This window comes from Guptibacillus hwajinpoensis, assembly GCF_005144865.1.
In the GTDB taxonomy this organism is placed as follows: domain Bacteria; phylum Bacillota; class Bacilli; order Bacillales; family Guptibacillaceae; genus Guptibacillus; species Guptibacillus hwajinpoensis_A.
Genome location: NZ_SWFM01000001.1, coordinates 1,460,956 through 1,476,254 on the forward strand (window position 1 = coordinate 1,460,956; position 15,299 = coordinate 1,476,254).

A 15,299-nucleotide genomic window follows, 5' to 3' on the forward strand; every position below is an offset into this window, starting at 1 on the left:
TTCAGTGTACCACAAACAGAACATACATTCTCTTTCGATGTATAAAGATAAGGAAAGCAGGACACGGTAAAAGTAGAAAGGTGGTAAACATGATGCTTCGGACTATAACTTTTCTACTTTTAGCCCTCCTATTACTTTCTCCACTACACTCCCATGCATCAGGTCCTGTTCAACTTGTTCAAGGGAAATGTCCTGATTCGAATAAGCTAATTACAACTTCTCAAAAGGGACTTGCATCAAAAGCAACATTATTTGTATCGAGTCTTATAGCAACTCAAGATGCCAAATCCTGGCAGATACTTACAGTTTCACCTCTTAAAAAAGGTTCTCCCTACTATTCTCCTGCTGTCAGTGCTTGTAAACAAAAAGTTGCCGCAAATTCTTTTCTTGTCGACATTTTAGTTACAAAACAATCAGGAAAACTACCTGTTCGAATGCATCTTTTTGCAGCAAAGGAAACAACAGGCTGGATAATTTGGGGTCTAACAACATATTAAGTGCATAGATCTGTTAAGCCTGCACACACTATACTTACGTGTAAGCTAGCCAGTAGGTACTATAGCACGTATCCATCCCACACTCTTATTTCACACTCGGTAAATAAGAGACGAACCCGATCAGGACGCTGTTCGGGTTTTTTAATGCATATGTTTCTCAATAAATTTCTTGAAGATCTCTGTTTCCTCTGATAAATGATGGTATACCAAGTATGTATGAACGAACGGCAATCGAATTTCATCTGTATCAACTTGAAGCATCCTTCCTTCTAGAAGCTCTCGTTGGACAGAAGATCGAGGCAAGAAAGAAAATCCTAATCCCTCTTCTATAAAGCGTTTTGTAATATGAACTTGTGATACAACCATTGTTCTAATCCCCTCATATCTGCTCCGCAATTCAATTAGAAGGTCGTCCCAATAACCTGGATGACTGTGAGTCAATAAAGTAGTCTGAGCACAAAAATCACCCATTGATAGAGGTAAGCTTGTCTCAGCATCACCACCGTCATGTGGTACAACGAGAACAATGGGATCCGGTGCTGTTTCCTCGCTAATAACAGAAGGATGAATAGCCTTCATTCTAGATAAACCGAAATCTGCCACATTTTTAGATATTAACTCCCCTATTTCATTTGACTCGCTTACTTTTACAACTACCTCAATCGAAGGATGGTCTTTCATGAATTGTTGAAGAACGTAAGGTAGAACAGTAGCTGCAATAAGTGGTGAAACAGCAATGGTTAATTTTCGATGATAGCCCTGTCTAAAGCCATTCATATGCCGTAAACTTTGCTCGTATTGTTCGAGCATTACTTTCGCATGGGGAAGGAACTGTCTTCCTGCTTCAGAAAGTACAACTCGACGACCACTTTTCATAAAAAGCTTACTCCCTATATGCTTTTCAAGCTGTTGAATATGAACCGTCACTGTTGGTTGCGCAAGATACAGCTTCTCGGATGTTTCTCTAAAATTCTCATATGTAGCTGCAGCGACGAACGTTCTTAGCCAATTCATGTTCAATCTTACTCACTCCAATCAATAGCGTATCTCTATTAATTATACACATATTCTTTATTAGTCATAATCATACTGAACCGATAGACTGGTAATAAGAATAAATAGTTGGGAGATGAGCGTATGATACATGCTGGATTAGAAGGAATTGTTGCAGCTGATTCGAAAATAAGCCTAGTGGATGGAAAAAACGGACTTCTTGTCTATCGAGGAGAATGGGCTGAAAAGATAGCGAAAGAGAAGTCATTTGAAGAAGCAGCTTACTTTCTTTGGAACGGAACCTATCCTAACGAGGACGAACTTGTGCGTTTCAAAACGAGTCTTAGTGAAGCGAGGTCTCTAACAAAAGCTCAGAAAGAAATCATTGATCGACTACCCGCCAAGATGGACATGATGGCAGTCATCCGTACAATTCTATCTGCAATGGGCATTGAAGATTTCCGCTTCCCAGCTACACATGATCAAGGAATTCGCCTGCTTGGGGTTGTTCCCACCATTATTGCTTATCGGTATCGTTCGCAAAATGGACTGCCTATCATAGAGCCTGACACATCACAATCACATGTAGGAAATTACTTATATATGCTCAATGGAGAACATGCTGAAGAACATCATGTACAAGCATTAACCGCATATTTCATATTAACAATGGAGCACGGTTTGAATGCATCAACTTTTACAGCGCGTGTCATTGCCTCGACAGAAAGTGACCTTGCTTCTGCTGTCACTGGCGCAATCGGAGCAATGAAGGGACCACTTCACGGAGGGGCACCTACAGGCGTCATTGATTTACTTGAAGAAATCAAACGTGATGGTGACGTCGAAAAAGTATTAAGACGCAAACTTGAGAACCGAGAGAAGCTCATGGGCTTCGGTCATCGCGTTTACAAAACAAAAGATCCACGCGCTGTAGCACTAAGTGATATCACATCAACCTTCTATGATGATGAGGAATTTACAATGGCACACGAAGTTGAAAAAACAGCCGTACGTCTACTACAAGAATACAAACCTGATCGTAAACTGTATGCGAATGTTGAATACTACGCTGCGGCGATTCTCCGTGCAATCGACTTACCAACAGAGTTATTCACACCAACCTTCACAGCTGCACGATGTGCAGGATGGATTGCACACGTTTATGAGCAAAATGAAAATAACCGTATTATTCGACCTTCTTCTGTGTATAGCGGAGAGATGCCTCAGTAAGGCGCGGGTGCCTGTCACCACCCGCTATTTGTCGAATCTTGGCAATTTGAATGATTTATTGGCCAATTTCTCGATATATTGGCCAAAATCGAAATTTATTAGCCGAATTTAAGATATATGAGCCAAATCTCAGATATATTGGCCAAAATGAAAAGCTGCCGGTTTCCCGGCAGCTTTTTCTTCGTACATTAAGATTTATATGGAATCGGGTCAACCGCTCCAGCTTCTTCAAAGCCTTTCAATCGCAATCTGCAGCTATCACACTCGCCGCATGCCTCTTCCTCACCATTGTAACAAGATGTTGTTAAATCATAAGGAACGTTCAAACGAAGCCCCTCACTAACTGTATCTGCCTTCGTCAAATCAATAAGCGGTGTTTCAATCTTCATCTCACTACCTGTCGCTCCCGCTTTTGTCGCAAGATTTACTGTTTCATTCATGCTTTGAATGAACTCTGGTCGACAATCAGGATAGCCACTGTAATCTACTGCCGAAACGCCAATATAAATAGCTTCTGCCCCGATAACTTCAGCATAAGCAGATGCAAGCGAGAGAAAGATCATATTACGAGCAGGTACATACGTTACCGGTATTTCATCTTCATCCATATCTTTAGGAACATCGATAGAATCATCCGTTAGCGCACTGCCTCCGATTTGATTGAGAAAACTAATATTCACAATACGGTGATCTGGTGCATCATAGTAGTCTGCAACCTTCTTCGCCTGTTCAACTTCTCGGTTATGTTTCTGTCCGTAATGAAACGTAATTGGATAGAGCTCATAGCCTTTTTCTTTCGCCATCCCCATGCATGTTGTGCTATCTAATCCACCGCTCAACACGATAACTGCTTTTTTACTCACGTTACACACCTCTTTTATTAGGATCCCAGATGATTTTATGAAGTTGCATACTAAGCTTTACTTTACTTAAGCCAGCTTCAAGTATTTTTTCCACTAGCTTATGTGGTGGCATCGTTTCCCACACAGGACTATAAAGAACCTGACCTTTGTCATGATGCTGAGCGACAACGTCTGAGGCAACAGTGAAATCTTCATCTGAACCGATTACGAATTTAATTTCATCTTGTGTATCAAGCAAGTTAAAGTTCTCATGAAGCATACGATGCTGTTCGCCTGAGTCAGGTAACTTGTAATCCATCACAAAACGAACTTTCTTTTGCCACTCGTCGTCTTCATTTCGAACAGCTTCATATGGTGTCAAATCAATAGCACCGTTCGTTTCGATGTGAATATCTTCAATATGCGGAAGATCAACCATAGCCTGTAACAACGCCATTGATTTCTCACGGTGAATCAATGGCTCACCGCCTGTAAAACAAATGTGACGACTTTTATATTGGTTAATCTGATTTACGATCGCTTCAATTGATCCCGTATACTCTGCCTTATCCGGCGCATAGCTATACGGTGTATCGCACCAGCTACAGCGCAAGTTACAGTGAAAGACGCGCACGAATACAGTTGGAAAACCAGCGCGCGTTCCCTCTCCTTCTACTGTTTCAAACACCTCGACCATTGGTAATTCCCATTTCATATACTCTGATCGTTCTGGCAGTACCCATTTATTCATTGTCTTCCATCCATTCCCGCTTCAGCGTTGCGTAGCTTGTTGGTGTTTCATAGAGAACGAGTTCTTCAAGGCGCTGACCATTATCCTTCATGTTACGTTCAATTAGAGCCTGATCTAACTGCTCCCACATCCAAACAATCATGTTCTCAGCTGTCGTGTTCATATTTGGAAGCACTTCATTTAAATAATGATGATCGAGTTTTGAATCAATCACTTCTTTAAACAGCGTTTTAATTTCACCAAAATCAACTGATATGCCGATCTCATTTACAAATCCGCTAATTGTAATAACGACTTTATACGTATGACCATGCATGCTCTTGCATTTGCCTTCATAGCAATGAAGATGATGGGCTGCGTCAAAAGTAAATTCCTTTGTAACTGCTACTCGTTTATTATGATATTTTAATTCGCTTTTCTGAATATCTTCTCCAAGTACTTCTACTTTCTTTGGAATCATATAAGACATAAAAAAAGCCCCCTTCTTTATTCAGTAAAGGGAGACGCATGAAAAAGCCCTTCTCATTCAGAGAATAGGGGTAACAGTTTTCACGGTCCCTAGTTTTGTTTTACGAGAGGAGGGAATTACGAACTCTCCAACCTGATAATAATATCATAACATGTCTGCTTAGAAAAGCAGCCGGTAAATCTACCCTCTTTACATATGGCTTTTTCGTAGACATTGTTGCTTTATGAGTAGTGATTGATTTCCGCTACAGGATGCTCGCTTTCCGCGGGGCGGGCGGTGAGCCTCCTCGGCGCACAAAAACATTGCGCCTGTGGGGGGTCTCACCTGTCCCGCTATTCCCGTAGGAGTCGAGCACCTTCAGCTCCAATCAACTTGGAAATGTGAATCTTCTTACCCAAAACCTCTTTTACAAACAATAACCTTTTAGACAAAAACCTTATATATTTCCCTTTCAATCAAAAATAAGCATTAAATGTACGTTTCACGCAAAGAATATAGTGGTAAAAAAGCAATAGTTAGTAAAAGAGGTGATAATAATGTCTAATAATCAAGGAATGGGGATGGACGGCTTTGGCATGATGTTTGGCCTTTTCGGAATCTTATATTTTGCTATTGCCTTATTTGTTGTCGTCCTAACCATTGTATTTATGTTTAAAGCAATGGGTTATATGAAACGCAAAAATGCAGCAGATCAGGAGCAAAATGAGTTGCTGCGTCAATTGGTTTCTAGTAACACGGCTTCAAGAATGACGAAAAACGATGATCCTACATCTTACTAATAGGAAAACGCCGCCCGTATTCGGACGGCGTTTTCTTTTATTATTCTGCTTTATGACGCTCAACAAATGCTCCGATTCGTTTCACTGCTTCTTGAAGCGATTCGATTGAAGTCGCATATGAACAACGAATATACCCTTCTCCACCAGCTCCAAACACATGACCAGGGACTACAGCCACACGTTCTTCTTCAAGCAGCTTCTCGGCAAACTCATCTGACGTCATCCCTGTCGATTGAATAGAAGGAAATGCATAGAAAGCACCTCCAGGCATATGACAGGACAACCCAATATGATTAAACGCTTTTACTAGGTAATTTCTACGCTGCCGATAGCTTTTCTTCATCTTTTCGAGATCATCTCGGCCGTTTCGAAGTGCCTCAAGTGCACCGTGTTGTGCAATTGTGGGTGCACACATCATCGTATATTGATGAATTTTGAGCATAGCAGCTATAATTTCTTCAGGTCCAGTAACATAGCCAAGGCGCCATCCAGTCATCGCGAAAGCTTTTGAGAATCCTGAGATTAAGATCGTTCGGTCTTTCATTCCATCTAAACGGGCAATACTATAGTGGGTCTGATCATAGGTCAATTCAGCATAGATCTCATCAGATAATACAAGAAGATCGTGCTTCTCTATTACGTCAGTCACGCTTTGTAATTCTTCTTCCGACATTGTTGCTCCTGTCGGGTTACTTGGGAAGCAAAGAAGAATGGCTTTCGTCCGTTTCGTAATCGCCTTCTCTAGGGTTTCACGGGTAAGTTTAAATTCATCCTCTGCCTTCGTCTCTAATGAGACAGGTGTTCCACCTGCAAGCGTTACAGCAGGAGCATAAGCGACAAATCCCGGCTCAACGATAATCACTTCATCTCCAGGGTCGATAATCGAGCGAAACGCAAGGTCGATTGCCTGGCTTGCACCAACGGTTAAAATAATTTGCGATTCTGCATCGTAAGAAAGTGAAAACTGCTCAGATAAATAAGATGAGATTTCTTCTCGTAGTTCAAGTAATCCTGCATTTGCTGTGTATGCTGTATAACCGCTTTCGAGTGAAGCATATCCTGCTTCACACACATTCCACGGCGTTACAAAGTCTGGCTCTCCAACGCCAAGCGAGATCACGTTATCCATCTGTGACGCAAGATCAAAGAACTTCCTAATACCTGATGGCTTTAATTTAGAAGCTGTTTTGGAAAGATACTGTTGCTGAACCTGCTTCATGGTGACACCACAATCCGTTTATCTTTCTGTTCCGGTTCAAAAATCACACCGTCATGTTTGTATTTCTTCAGCAAGAAATGTGTAGTTGTTGAGAGAACGGAATCAAGTGTTGAAAGCTTATTTGAAACAAAGAAAGCCACTTCTTTCATTGTTTTGCCTTCAATTTGAACAGATAAATCAAATGCGCCTGACATCAAGTACACAGCCTTAACCTCTGGGAAGCGATAAATACGCTCTGCAATTTCATCAAAGCCCACTTCTCGTTTTGGTGTCACCTTCACATCGATCATAGCAGCGACGCCATCTTTACCAGCTGTTTTATCCCAGTTAATAACTGAAGAATAACTTAAGATGATATCTTTTTCTTCAAGAGATTTAATGATCTTCTCAACTTTTTCAACTGATAAATCAACCATGTCTGCTAGTACTTCCATCGGTACGCGTGCATTTTCTTCTAGAATCTCAAGAATTTCTACTTCTTTTTCGTTCACTGCAAATCCCCCTGCTCTTCTTCTATTTCATCTACTATATCATTGTTCGTATCTTATTTCATTTTGACATACGTATACAGAAAAGTTACTTCATCCTACGTACAATCGTTTCTATTTGATGACTACTACGTAACCATTCCGTAAAGCGTTCAATATCGTATGAAAAAACACGATCCTTATCAATGGCAGGCACTATTTTTCTACTAGCACTGAAAATTTCTTTTGTAGCTGGCGCAAGTTTATCAGATCCACGATACTCAATGGCTTGCATAGCACAAATAGCTTCTATAGCGAGTACACTACGTACATTACGCGTAATTTGCCATGCATGCCGGGATCCGATTGTTCCCATGCTAACGTGATCTTCTTGGTTCGCTGAAGACGGAATAGAGTCCACAGAAGCAGGGTGTGCGAGCGTTTTATTTTCTGATACGAGTGATGCTGCAACATATTGCATAATCATTGCCCCTGATTGGAGTCCGGGCTCTGGACTTAGAAAAGGTGGTAAATCATTAAGGTGGGGATTAACAAGTCGTTCAATACGACGTTCTGCTATACTCCCAAACTCAGCCATAGCGATTGATAAGAAATCCATCGCTAACGCTATCGGTTGGCCATGGAAGTTTCCACCTGATATTACTTTTGCCCCACCATTAAAAATCAACGGGTTATCCGTCGCTGCATTTATTTCAATTTCTAATTTTTCTTTTACATAACCAAGTGCTTGCCACGATGCCCCGTGTATTTGTGGAATACATCTCAGTGAGTAAGCATCCTGAACTCGAAGTTCTCCCTGATCTGTCACCAACTTACTTCCACTTAGTAATTTTCTCATACGAGCAGCTACGTCACATTGCTCTGGATATCCCCGAGCGATGTGAATATCCTCATCGAAGGCCGTTCTTATTCCTCTTAATCCCTCCATCGTTAGTGCTGCTATCCCGTCTGCTTCAAGAGCGAGTTTCTCAGCTTCGATGTAAGTTACTGTCCCCATAGCTGACATTGCCTGTGTTCCGTTAATGAGAGCCAACCCTTCTTTTGCAGTAAGCTTCAAAGGCTGAATTCTTAAAGACTCTATCACTGATAATGCACTTGTCCGTTTCCCTAGATAGAATACGTCTCCTTCACCAAGCAATGGAAGAACTAGATGAGCGAGTGGCGCTAGATCTCCGCTTGCTCCAAGCGATCCCTGTTGCGGCACAATCGGTAATATCTCTTCATTTGCATAAAATACAAGCCGCTCAATTACCTCTCGTCGAATACCTGAAAAGCCTTTTAATAAAGCATTTGCTCTTAGAATTAACATCGCTTTTGACACAATGGGGGGAAATGGTTCACCAATCCCGCACGCATGGGAATGAATAAGATTAAGCTGGAGTTGGTCTACATCCGCCGAATTAATTCGTACATCGCTTAACTTACCGAATCCAGTTGTAATCCCATATACGATGTCACCATTCTGGACAATTTTTTCTACAGCTCTTCTACTTTCATCAACACGACGTAAACTAGCATCTGCACAAACAGCTTTCACATCATCATATAAAATAGATTTTAAAGAGTTGATTGTTAAGCTATATCCATCAAGAATAACCATCTTCTTCAACCCCTCTACCATATTATCTGAGTAAAGGAACACGAAAAAACCCGCCTAAAAAATCAATTTGATTTTTTAGACGGGTTTTTCATATTCAGGAAACGGTCGGATTGGATCATGATCCTTCGACACCTTTCGTTAATCAATGATACCAGATTCACCTATATTAACCTTTACATCAATCATAATAGGAACATTCGGATAGAGATCATACCATTTGGAAAAATTGAAATTCCTCGTTTGACTTCTAGCGTGATCGCCAATAGCTAATGGATCAATTCCTAACTCCTGAAACATCTTCACCATTCTTAAACCATTATCTTCAATCTTTTTCTCCATTGTTTGTGCTATTTCGCTTTTGGATTCTTTGGTCAGTTCTTCACCAGTGTATTCAACGATATTCCCATTTAGTTCAACTATTATATCAACTGATGGTGCAGTGTTTGCATTGCTTACCTTATACTTAACTTTTGATTTTATTGTTTGCAAATTTGCGTAGTTACCATCCGGAAGAGCTAACTCATATAGGCCCGTTTTAGAGCTTTTTTGGATAAGGGCAAACATAAACATTTCGTCTAGGTTTAATTTACCGACCATTTTATCATCATCGAGAAGCGCAAGTCCTGATATTTTCACTTCTGATTCCTTCTGGCTAAGCAATGGGACAATAGCATCCATGCCTTCTCCATGATACTTATAATCAAATAAATGAAGGTTATTTTCTGGCATATTGCCATGATCGACTGCTTGTTTTAATAAGTTCTGTAGGAATGGACCAATTCCCTGTAAATACTGAAATTCATTTGTAATTAAGTCACCAGAACTACCTTCTACCACAGCCACATACGTTAAACGACCTGCTGCTGGATCTCTAATAAAACTATCAAGCATATTAATAATGCCTTCTTCCGCCATATCTTCACCGAACAAGATGACTGCCATCTTCCCTATTGAAATAGGTTTTGGTAACCCGCTCAATTGATTTCGAAGTCCCTTGCTTGTATAAGCTTCCGCTACAAAAGATTGCGTGTCTACTTCCTGATTTGGATCAAACGTTTGGAGAGAAATCGTTCCTTTTACCTTGCCTTCTTCTCCTTTATCATAACCAACAATAAAAAGAATCGGAATCTGATCAATGATCTCTTCGTTTACACACCCGGTGAGGGACAAAGATAGCACTATCAAACTAATGATATACTTCATATTCTTTTTTTCACTCTCCTCCAAATCGAACTATATAAGAAAATAAATGGAAGATATATGTAGTAGAAATAAAATCCAATTTTCGAAGCAAGCGTATTTAAATAGTCGATTTGATCACGATTCGTCATTAGAATACATACTGTAAAAACGATTGTTATTAGAATAAGCACAAAGTACTTCTGTTTAATATGAAGTACTTTCTTTCCAACACGACTGGCTCCCCATATATTCAGACAAATGTTTGGAAAGATAACAAAACACCAGAAAGTTATACCAATATACTCAAATCGCTCTACAAAAGGAAGTTCAACTACTTTCCAGGCAATAAGAGTTGACCAAATCGATTGCTGTAATTGCCCACTACTATAGAAAGCTAGCGACACAATCATAACCATTGTATAAAGAATCGTCGTTAAGCCAACACCCATATGCGCCCATATTCTTGAGTTTTTTGGTTTCTTTATAAATGGGTATGCCAATAATAAAATCTCAGCTCCAAGGAAACTCAACGTCATTTGCTTTGTGCCAGATACAAAATCCATTAATGAATGATCCATAATGGGAAGGAGGTTACTGAAAGACGAGAGCTTTGCGGGAGAGGCTGCTGTGAAAGCAAGCCAAATTGGAATAATAACGCCAAAGAAACAAATACCTGTAACCGTTCGAAACCCTCCCGCCAATACGTAATACGTTAACAAGAGATATATCGCTGCTGGTATCCAGGTTGCAAGTTCAGGGAACATCCACGCTTGAATCACTTCAATGAAAGTTCGTAGGATTACTGTAGCCCCTAGCAACAAATACAACATCAAAGCACAATTTAGAATAGAGCCGATCCATTTACCAAACCACTTATTGTTAAGATCAACAATATCGAAATTCCCCTCACTCAAAATCCGATACATCATCCAGATAAAAACATGAAACACCGTTCCAGTTATCAGAACCACGATCCAAGAATCATTTCCTGCAAATGCTTCAATATATCTCGGAAATCCAAGGATTCCTACACCAATTTGGTTACTATGAATAACGAACATAATAAGGAAAGGAGAAATGAGAAGACTATATTGCTTATCCTTTTCCATGGAATTCACCCTTTACTGCTCATCAAAGTCAACCATACGCTTTTGGTGGTTCTTCTTGTCATTAAATCGCTTTTGATTATGACCTCGAAAAAACTGGGGTCTATTATTGTGCATGACATATGGCATTCGAAAAAAAGAATCGTACCAATCCTTCACTCTTGGAGGGTAGAGTGGAGCAAGATATGGACTACCAAAGGAAGTAAGTCTAAGTAAATGGATTAAAACGAATAAGCCAAAGAACGCTACACCAATAAGACCCAAAAGCTGCGCGAAGACAATCAATGGATAGCGTAGGAAACGAATTGTATTTGTCATCCGATAAACTGGTGTTGTAAAAGACGCTAGCGCTGATAGTGCTACTAGAATAAGCAAAATATTACTTGTAAGTGAAGCCTCTACTGCTGCTGTACCGATTACAATACCCCCTACAATACCTAACGTCTGACCAACTTTGCTAGGCATTCTTGCTCCGGCTTCTCTTAGTAAATCAATGGTAACCTCCAGAAATAACACTTCTATGACAGGTGCAAAGGGAATGTCACTCCTTGAAGAAATTAAAGTAGCCAGTAACTTAGACGGAAATAACTCATAGTGATACGTCAAAACCGCAACATAGAGGGGGGTAGCGATAATAGAGAGAAGAATTGCGACCATACGAATAACACGAAAAAAAGATGCGAGATTCCATCCTAAATAATAGTCCTCAAACGATACTAATAGCTGACCAAAGTTAATTGGTCCGATTAGGGCATTGGAGGAACCTTCTGTCAAAACAACAAATGCACCATAATTCAAATGGCCTGTTATCCGATCTGTGCGCTCCGTATCAATCATCTGCGGGAATACAGACTTGGAATTATCCTCTAACATTTGACCGATAAAAGCAGAATCCATAATTACGTCAAAATCCAGGTCCTCTAGTCGTTGCATAACTGTATTAATATTTTGCTCACTAGCAACACCTTCAATAAACGCCACAACTACTTTTGTTTTTGTAATAGACCCAATCGTAATTTCCTTCATTCGAAGCCTCGGATGAGGAATTCTTCTTCTAATTAAATTCAAATTTGTATTAAGGTCTTCAATAAGCCCTTCTTTTGGTCCCATCACACTAAATTCAATTTCAGGAGCTGACAAATCTCTTGATTTTCTAAGGCTAATATTTACAAGTAATGCACTTGAACCTCGTGAAAGTTGAATTGCTACATAACCTTCAAGCAATCGTTCTTGAATGAGAGGCAACTTAGAAGAAATCTCGATATTCTCAATAGGTATTAATCCTTTTAATTCTTCTAAAGATTTTTTTTTACAATCTTTTATTACAGGAAGAACATCCCGATGCAGCTGTTCAGGGTCGATAAGCGTAGCAAAATAAATCAGTCGATATGGCTGTTCACTTGCTTTATTCTCATACGATACAAAATCGATTGATTGTTTAAGGTCGATGACCATTTCTTCTAATGTAGATGGTTGTTCAGAAGCACTTCTCTTAAACCATTTCACATCAATCAACTCCGAACTAAACATTCTCTTTTATTTAGCATGTGCATATCAGCATGTATTATCCACAGAAAAAGGTCAGCTGCATAAGCACCTGACCTTTTAGGTTCTCTCTTTATATACACTCAATACTTTCTGTCGCTGTTCTTTATGATTGACGGAAGGGAGAGGATAATCCTTACCTACAACACAATTAATTTCTTTTTGTTCTTCTTCACTCATTTTTGATGGATTATGAATATATTTCTTAGGTACATCCTTTAATTCCTCTACGTATTTTTTTATATAATTTCCATCAGGATCAAACCGTTCAGCCTGCGTAGTTGGATTAAAAACTCGGAAATAAGGGGCCGCATCGGTTCCTGTTGAAGACGCCCATTGCCATCCGCCTGTATTAGACGATTCATCGTAATCTATTAATTTTTGTTTAAAATACCGTTCCCCTTGCCGCCAATCGATTAAATAATCTTTTGTTAAAAAAGAAGCTGTTATCATACGAAGTCTGTTATGCATCCAGCCTTCTTTATTTAATTGTCTCATCCCTGCATCTACAATTGGAAAACCGGTTTTACCATCTTTCCATTTTTGTAACCATTCTTCATTATCATTCCAAGGTAAATCTCGATATTTTGATTGATACTCTACATCGCGAAACTCTGGAAATTCAGCGTGTACCATACCATAGAAGTCGCGCCACGCGATTTCTTGAATAAATGTCTCTGCTCCTTTGCTATCATGTTCAGATACCATATGATAAAGCGATCGAACAGATAAGCAACCTGTTTTTAAGTAGGGTGACAGTTTGCTTGTACCAACGATATATGGCAAATCACGATTATCATCATAATCAACCATTCTCTCTTTCACAAAACGCTTAGCTCGTTTTAATGCACTCTTTTCTCCAAGAGCTTTCCATGTTTGCTCACAATCCTTCAGAATCTTTTTGAATACTTTCTCAGATTCAGCATCAATTGAATCTTTAAGATTCTTACTGTGCTTTTTTATCTCTTTAAGGTCAGTTTTAATAACTGAAGGCTTTTCTACAGTTCGCCATTGTTTGTAATAAGGGGTAAATACTTGATACATTGTATTATCCGTTTTTGTTCTAATTTCAGTAGCACCATGAAGATAATAATCACTAAATGCGTTCACTTTAATGTCGTTTTCTTTTAGCCACTCTCCCACTTCATTATCCCGTTGCTTACCATAACCAGCTTCATCTTTATTGTAAAAAACAGCCTCTACGTTTAGTTTCTTGGTTACTTTATCAAATACATCGATTGGTTCACCATGTACGATGTGAAAAGGGATATCCTCTTCATTACAGCGTTTCTGGAACTCATCAACCGTTTGAAAAAAGTAATCATGATGCAAATCAATATTGTTCGTAAAATGAGGATCTAATTGGAATAGCCCGATCCATTTCGTATCATGTTCTTCACAGTATTCGATCGCCTTCTGAAGTGCTGTATGGTCACTCAATCTAAAATCACGACGGAACCACACTATCACAGTATCACTCATTGCCTTCACCTCAACACTTATTGTAATCTCATGGAGATATTGTTTACAGTTATAATGTGTTCTTCACTTTATTACCCTTTAGGTAGGATTTTAAAAGAGGATGTATGCTTTTTACTGTTGAGGTGATAGATTATATGTGTAAGTTATGAGTACATTGCTGTTTTTTCTCTATTAAGTGCATAAGTTAGTCTTATTTATGCTTTAAATTAGTGTTTATCCGCGATATTTTGGATATATCCGCGAAAATAGAAATATATCCGCGATTTTCGTGATTTTATCCGCGAATTCTAGATTATGTCCGCGATTTTGTTTGTAAGTAGCGTTAGTTAGATAAATGCTTCTAAAAAACCATACAAAAAAGCCAGAGACCATTTGATATCTGACTTCCTTAATTGCCCAGCGACGTCCTACTCTTGCAGGGGGAGATCCCCCAACTACCATCGGCGCGAGAGCTTAACTTCCGCGTTCTCATACGGGGCGTGATAAGCGGCGAACTTCTTCGTCAGCTGCGCGATGCCAGATCCTCATGGATCTCCCGAATATCCACTCCGGTCTGACATCACTTGCTTCCTCGAATTTCTTGCTTCTCCCACCCCTACGTAGCTTTCGAAGATGTTTTTCTTGTTTATTCTTGAAGCGAAGAACTTTAAACCATACAAAAAAGTCAGAGACCATTTGATCTCTGACTTCCTTAATTGCCCAGCGACGTCCTACTCTTGCAGGGGGAGATCCCCCAACTACCATCGGCGCTGAAGAGCTTAACTTCCGTGTTCGGCATGGGAACGGGTGTGACCTCTTCGCCATCATCACTAGACTAACAGGTTTGTACCCTGAAAACTAGATAGCACTCGCAACGTTTTCCAATAAGAATGTCTAGTTCCGCAGGCTACATTCTTGCCCATTTCACTCTTTCACTTCAGGCGAAAAGCGCCTTACGTTCAAGAGCTCCAATGGTCTACGAATGTGACCAAGCCTGCTTTACTTTTCGTTTTTAGGTTAAGCCCTCGATCGATTAGTATTCGTCAGCTCCACGTGTTGCCACGCTTCCACCCCGAACCTATCTACCTCATCATCTCTAAGGGATCTTACCAGCTTAATGCTGTGGGAAATCTCATC

At 39.9% G+C, this 15,299-nt stretch carries 14 protein-coding genes and 2 rRNA genes; 3 read left to right on the forward strand and 13 right to left on the reverse strand.

Annotated features, from left to right (window positions below):
* The first annotated feature begins 92 nt into the window (after positions 1–92).
* The gene (locus FBF83_RS07275) at positions 93–497 is read left to right on the forward strand and encodes a hypothetical protein (protein WP_136946420.1); all 405 of its coding nucleotides are present in this window, start codon (positions 93–95) and stop codon (positions 495–497) included.
* Between the two features lie 141 nt (positions 498–638).
* Here the strand turns inward: FBF83_RS07275 and FBF83_RS07280 are convergent, their stop codons facing one another.
* Positions 639–1,511: a LysR family transcriptional regulator gene (locus FBF83_RS07280; protein ID WP_240688024.1), complete on the reverse strand. Its 873-nt coding sequence runs from the start codon at positions 1,509–1,511 to the stop codon at positions 639–641.
* A gap of 123 nt (positions 1,512–1,634) precedes the next feature.
* Here FBF83_RS07280 and FBF83_RS07285 point away from each other — a divergent pair, with 123 nt between their 5' ends.
* Positions 1,635–2,720, forward strand: a complete 1,086-nt coding sequence (locus tag FBF83_RS07285; protein ID WP_136946422.1) for a citrate synthase/methylcitrate synthase — start codon at positions 1,635–1,637, stop codon at positions 2,718–2,720.
* Positions 2,721–2,908: 188 nt separating this feature from the next.
* Here the strand turns inward: FBF83_RS07285 and queC are convergent, their stop codons facing one another.
* Genes queC through queD form a run of 3 tightly spaced genes read right to left on the reverse strand, consistent with a single transcriptional unit; the run spans position 2,909 to position 4,782 of the window.
* Positions 2,909–3,583: a 7-cyano-7-deazaguanine synthase QueC gene (queC, locus tag FBF83_RS07290; protein ID WP_136946423.1), complete on the reverse strand. Its 675-nt coding sequence runs from the start codon at positions 3,581–3,583 to the stop codon at positions 2,909–2,911.
* A gap of 1 nt (position 3,584) precedes the next feature.
* Complete coding sequence (locus FBF83_RS07295) at positions 3,585–4,313, reverse strand: 7-carboxy-7-deazaguanine synthase QueE (RefSeq protein ID WP_136946424.1); 729 nt, start codon at positions 4,311–4,313, stop codon at positions 3,585–3,587.
* Entirely contained in the window at positions 4,306–4,782 is a 477-nt protein-coding gene (gene queD, locus FBF83_RS07300) for a 6-carboxytetrahydropterin synthase QueD (RefSeq protein WP_136946425.1), read from the reverse strand. The genes FBF83_RS07295 and queD overlap by 8 nt, the downstream gene beginning before the upstream one ends.
* A 536-nt stretch (positions 4,783–5,318) precedes the next feature.
* On the opposite strand from queD, the gene FBF83_RS07305 reads away from it, so the two are divergent.
* On the forward strand, positions 5,319–5,561 hold the full coding sequence (locus tag FBF83_RS07305; RefSeq protein ID WP_136946426.1) for a hypothetical protein: 243 nt from the start codon (positions 5,319–5,321) through the stop codon (positions 5,559–5,561).
* Between the two features lie 40 nt (positions 5,562–5,601).
* Here the strand turns inward: FBF83_RS07305 and FBF83_RS07310 are convergent, their stop codons facing one another.
* The 9 genes from FBF83_RS07310 to FBF83_RS07350 all read right to left on the reverse strand — a co-directional run.
* On the reverse strand, positions 5,602–6,780 hold the full coding sequence (locus FBF83_RS07310; RefSeq protein ID WP_136946427.1) for an aminotransferase: 1,179 nt from the start codon (positions 6,778–6,780) through the stop codon (positions 5,602–5,604).
* On the reverse strand, positions 6,777–7,271 hold the full coding sequence (locus FBF83_RS07315; protein ID WP_136946428.1) for an Lrp/AsnC family transcriptional regulator: 495 nt from the start codon (positions 7,269–7,271) through the stop codon (positions 6,777–6,779). Before FBF83_RS07315 ends, FBF83_RS07310 begins: the two co-directional genes overlap by 4 nt.
* 85 nt (positions 7,272–7,356) lie before the next feature.
* The gene (hutH, locus tag FBF83_RS07320) at positions 7,357–8,868 is read right to left on the reverse strand and encodes a histidine ammonia-lyase (RefSeq protein WP_136946429.1); all 1,512 of its coding nucleotides are present in this window, start codon (positions 8,866–8,868) and stop codon (positions 7,357–7,359) included.
* A gap of 138 nt (positions 8,869–9,006) precedes the next feature.
* Positions 9,007–10,071, reverse strand: coding sequence for a Ger(x)C family spore germination protein (locus tag FBF83_RS07325; protein WP_136946430.1), 1,065 nt, complete (start codon positions 10,069–10,071; stop codon positions 9,007–9,009).
* Entirely contained in the window at positions 10,068–11,159 is a 1,092-nt protein-coding gene (locus FBF83_RS07330; protein WP_136946431.1) for a GerAB/ArcD/ProY family transporter, read from the reverse strand. Before FBF83_RS07330 ends, FBF83_RS07325 begins: the two co-directional genes overlap by 4 nt.
* A 12-nt stretch (positions 11,160–11,171) precedes the next feature.
* Positions 11,172–12,662: a spore germination protein gene (locus tag FBF83_RS07335; RefSeq protein WP_240688004.1), complete on the reverse strand. Its 1,491-nt coding sequence runs from the start codon at positions 12,660–12,662 to the stop codon at positions 11,172–11,174.
* Positions 12,663–12,761: 99 nt separating this feature from the next.
* On the reverse strand, positions 12,762–14,183 hold the full coding sequence (locus FBF83_RS07340; RefSeq protein WP_136946433.1) for a cryptochrome/photolyase family protein: 1,422 nt from the start codon (positions 14,181–14,183) through the stop codon (positions 12,762–12,764).
* Between the two features lie 697 nt (positions 14,184–14,880).
* A 5S ribosomal RNA gene (gene rrf / locus FBF83_RS07345) occupies positions 14,881–14,997 on the reverse strand.
* 178 nt (positions 14,998–15,175) lie between these two features.
* Positions 15,176–15,299 (reverse strand): 23S ribosomal RNA (locus tag FBF83_RS07350); the annotation flags it as partial.

Bases quoted from the DNA above. Each gene is read 5' to 3' on its own strand.
- FBF83_RS07275 (WP_136946420.1), top strand. From the start codon at position 93: ATGCTTCGGACTATAACTTTTCTACTTTTAGCCCTCCTATTACTTTCT.
- FBF83_RS07280 (WP_240688024.1), bottom strand. From the start codon at position 1,511: ATGAATTGGCTAAGAACGTTCGTCGCTGCAGCTACATATGAGAATTTT.
- FBF83_RS07285 (WP_136946422.1), top strand. From the start codon at position 1,635: ATGATACATGCTGGATTAGAAGGAATTGTTGCAGCTGATTCGAAAATA.
- FBF83_RS07295 (WP_136946424.1), bottom strand. From the start codon at position 4,313: ATGAATAAATGGGTACTGCCAGAACGATCAGAGTATATGAAATGGGAA.
- queD (WP_136946425.1), bottom strand. From the start codon at position 4,782: ATGTCTTATATGATTCCAAAGAAAGTAGAAGTACTTGGAGAAGATATT.
- FBF83_RS07305 (WP_136946426.1), top strand. From the start codon at position 5,319: ATGTCTAATAATCAAGGAATGGGGATGGACGGCTTTGGCATGATGTTT.
- FBF83_RS07310 (WP_136946427.1), bottom strand. From the start codon at position 6,780: ATGAAGCAGGTTCAGCAACAGTATCTTTCCAAAACAGCTTCTAAATTA.
- hutH (WP_136946429.1), bottom strand. From the start codon at position 8,868: ATGGTTATTCTTGATGGATATAGCTTAACAATCAACTCTTTAAAATCT.
- FBF83_RS07325 (WP_136946430.1), bottom strand. From the start codon at position 10,071: ATGAAGTATATCATTAGTTTGATAGTGCTATCTTTGTCCCTCACCGGG.
- FBF83_RS07330 (WP_136946431.1), bottom strand. From the start codon at position 11,159: ATGGAAAAGGATAAGCAATATAGTCTTCTCATTTCTCCTTTCCTTATT.
- FBF83_RS07340 (WP_136946433.1), bottom strand. From the start codon at position 14,183: ATGAGTGATACTGTGATAGTGTGGTTCCGTCGTGATTTTAGATTGAGT.